This window comes from Robbsia andropogonis, from assembly GCF_000970345.1.
GTDB classification, from domain to species: Bacteria; Pseudomonadota; Gammaproteobacteria; order Burkholderiales; family Burkholderiaceae; genus Robbsia; species Robbsia andropogonis.
Genome location: NZ_LAQU01000097.1, coordinates 1 through 3,653, shown reverse-complemented (window position 1 = coordinate 3,653; position 3,653 = coordinate 1). Strand labels below are relative to the sequence as shown.

Here is a 3,653-nt window from a genome sequence, read left to right as displayed (position 1 = left end):
TTGACGGTCGGTTGCAAACCGACGGTATCCTTTGCCCATCCATATGGGATGGACGCGTTTTCCAAGGCAAATGGACTTCGTCAGAAGGACCCATTATTGAAGTCCGTGAGCCTGCTACCGGTCACGCACTGGCTTCAGTAGGAGGCAGTACGCCGAAGACCGTTCTCGAGGCAGTTGAGCGCGCAGCACGGGTGCAAGCACAGTGGCAAGCCAGCTCGCCGGAATCCCGAGCCCGCGTGATGCACCTAGCGGCAACGACGCTGGAGAGCAACCGCGATACAGTGATTGACTGGATCATCCGCGAAACCGGCGGCGTGCGAGGAAAAGCAGAAACCGAAATAAACGGCACGATCGGCGAACTGTTGCACTCGGCGGCACTCTTCGTTGAACCGGAGGGACAGGTGCTGCATTCTGCCGATCCCGGCCGCTTGAGCATTGCTCGTCGCGTACCGCTTGGTGTGGTGGGCGTCATATCACCGTGGAACTTTCCCCTTCTGCTGGCAATGCGCTCGGTGGCGCCAGCGTTGGCCCTCGGTAATGCGGTTGTCCTTAAGCCCGATCCGCAAACTCCGATCACCGGCGGTGTTGTCTTGGCGCAGATTTTCGCTGAGGCTGGGCTGCCAGAGGGTGTGTTGCAGATTGTCAATGGTGGAGCAGACGTCGGTGAGGCGCTGGTCTGCGCGCCAGAAGTCCGACTCATCACTTTCACCGGTTCCACTCGAGTGGGTCGCCGTGTGGGTCAGTTGGCGGGCGAGCACGTCAAGAAAGTTTCCTTGGAACTAGGCGGGAAAAGTCCATTCATCGTTCTCGAAGACGCAGACATAGACGCAGCGGCCTCAGCCGGTGCTTGGGGCTCTTTTCTGCATCAAGGTCAGATCTGTATGGCCGCGGGCCGGCATATCGTCCTGCGCAGCGTGGCAGACTCCTATCTCGACGCGCTGCGACAGCATGCGCAGCGTCTGACGGTAGGTGACCCTTTCCGCGAACACGTCGCAATCGGCCCGATTATCAACCAGCGGCAGATCGAGCGTATTCATGACCTCGTCACGTCAAGCGTCGCGGACGGTGCGGAGTTGCTGACAGGCGGAACATACGAATCCCCCTACTACCAACCAACTGTTCTCGCCGGTGTGACACCCGGAATGCCTGCTTACGTTCATGAAATTTTTGGACCTGTCGCTCCCGTCAGCATCGCTGAAAACGAAGAGCATGCAATTCAATTAGCTAACGATACCGAGTACGGACTTTCCGCCGCAATACAAACGGCATCGCTTGACGCGCGGTCTGCGCATAGCGCGACGTATACGTGCTGGAATGGTGCACATCAACGACCAAACTATTTCTGATCTGCCCGGCATCCCCATGGGCGGTATGGGGCAGTCTGGTAACGGCTCTCGCTTCGGTAGCACAACCAACGTTGACGAATTTACCGAATGGCAATGGATGACGTTGGGCGGTGCTCCCGCTCGTTATCCTTTCTAACCGAAAATGGCTTTGCCCTCCTCTCATTCTAACGTAGCTAGCTTGTATTGAGAGGAAGACTGCGCAGCACTATCAAGGCACCAAATTTCCGAGAGTTCCATGATCGCCGTGAAAACGCTGCATCGTCGGTTTGGCATTTAAGGGGCCAGAAACTGTTCACCCACCGTAACCGGACCGACAAGGGAATCGATGTGTCAGATTGACCATTCGGCAACGTTGTGTTGGGGAACAAGTCAAAACCGAAAATTCTTCTTCATCGACCCACAAAGCGATTAATACCTGACATTCGCAATTAAATATCAATAAAATTATTATTTAATTTAATTAGGTTTACTTATAAGTAAAGACCCTCAATTCTTAACCGTCCGGACCAACATTCTTCATGAAGTGGACGGAGGGTGCCTCAACCATAGCAAAAAACGGATCAAGAACCGTATCGCTCAAAATCACTATAGCGGAGGAGACATGAAAAAAATTTCCAACTTCATGCACATTGGCATGGCCTTAACCATCGCACTTGCACTCCCGCCGATTGCGTCGATGGCTGCGGGTACAGAGCAGGAGCCTAATACCTTATTGGCCAACACAGGAAACGACCCAGAGGACGGGCGCACTTCGGTAAGCGTTAGTAAACCAACAGTTGCCACCAAAGCGACAAATGCCTCTGATAGGACAACCCTCCAGGCGAGCACAGAAACTAGCCAAAATCCGCCAGGCGTACTGAGTGTGAGCGTACCGGCTCCCATAAGGGAACCGCTGGGTCAGAGAAAGGGACCCATGAGCAAGATTGGGGATGATCTGGAAGCGCACGGGATCACCCTTGGCCTGATCTTAGCAAACTCATATTTTGCCAACCCTACAACAGGTATTTCAGCGGGCAAGGCGGTGGACTATTTTGCACTCTTTATGTCCGCCGACGTTAACCTGACTAAACTGCTTGGTATTCCCAATACACATTTCCATATCACCGAAGCGTGGGAGCCACCATCCCACAACACACGTGCTTACGCATTTCAAGCCGGTTCGGCCTTTACGCCCTTCCCTGTCCAAACCACCAGCTCAGATCTCGTCAAATTTACACTTTCACATGACCTATTTGAGAAGCGGCTACATATCGAGTACGGTCGGATGAACCTTGCCGACGACTTCATGCTATCGACAATGTGTACGGGGTGCCTCCCGTCGACCCCAGCGATAACGCTAAATGTTCCGGGGTTCGCGAAATCGGTTTGGGGGACGCGAATTGCTTACCAGCTGTCGCACCATACGCGGCTGGGATTCGGCTTGATCGAAGACAACACTGCGCTTTTCACAAATTCTTCCGGGTGGGATTGGAGTTCGCGGACGAGGACCGGTGTCATAAGCGTCGCAAACATAGTATACGCCACTGATTTCTCAGATACGCCATATCCCCTCAACGCCGAAGCTGGCATTTATCACAGCACCAGTCCCTACACTGATGATTTCCATAACGTGGACGGATCAAGTCAGGCTCTCAATCCGAACCAAGCTGCGCTCACGCATGGAAGTGGCACATCGGGTCTCTACGGGCAGGCGAGAAAAGTAGTCTGGATAGCGACGGGTTCGTATGGCCCTGTGCGCCCAAACATGGCGTTGTATGGAGGGGCTTTTATCACACCTGGAGTGGGGCAGTCATACCCGATTGAGGCCTATGGTGGCACCGAGTTCGGAGGCTTTCTCAAAAACAATCCTGCAGCATTGATAGGTTCCACGGTACGCTATATCCGTTTGAGCAAAGGTCGCGCACTTTACGAGCAGCAGCTAAGCACAATAAACGGGTGGGGCAGTAGCAGGGTCCATCAAGATACGTTCGCTTTCGATGTTCACGCGCAGTACGGACTTGCACCGGGCTTACTGATCAATGGTTCAGTTCAATATTTTCTACACCCCAATAGGACGCATACATTGGCCGCCGTTGGCCCTTCGCGGAGTGGTTTCATGGTCGGTGTGAATGTATTTATCGACATAGGTCGTCTCAGTGGTCTCGCAAAACGTTAAAGGGGTATATGTAGTAATAGTATGAAAGCGTCGCACCCGTGATCTCGAAGGAATAGACTAGGAGGCATTGTCACGTTGTCGAGGCGTTCGGGTAAGCTTGGCACATGAAAACCTCGTCCATTAACCGCGGCCATCGTTTCCCACCTACCATC

General features: G+C 53.5%; 1 protein-coding gene and 1 pseudogene. Both read left to right on the top strand.

What is annotated here, in order from left to right:
* The first annotated feature begins 11 nt into the window (after nucleotides 1-11).
* Nucleotides 12-1,482, top strand: a pseudogene (locus tag WM40_RS25910) (aldehyde dehydrogenase family protein).
* 465 nt (nucleotides 1,483-1,947) lie between these two features.
* The gene (locus WM40_RS25905; protein ID WP_024906055.1) at nucleotides 1,948-3,501 is read left to right on the top strand and encodes a carbohydrate porin; all 1,554 of its coding nucleotides are present in this window, start codon (nucleotides 1,948-1,950) and stop codon (nucleotides 3,499-3,501) included.
* Nucleotides 3,502-3,653: the final 152 nt, after the last annotated feature.

Excerpts from the sequence above, each read along its gene's own strand:
- WM40_RS25905 (WP_024906055.1), top strand. The coding sequence starts at position 1,948 with ATGAAAAAAATTTCCAACTTCATGCACATTGGCATGGCCTTAACCATC.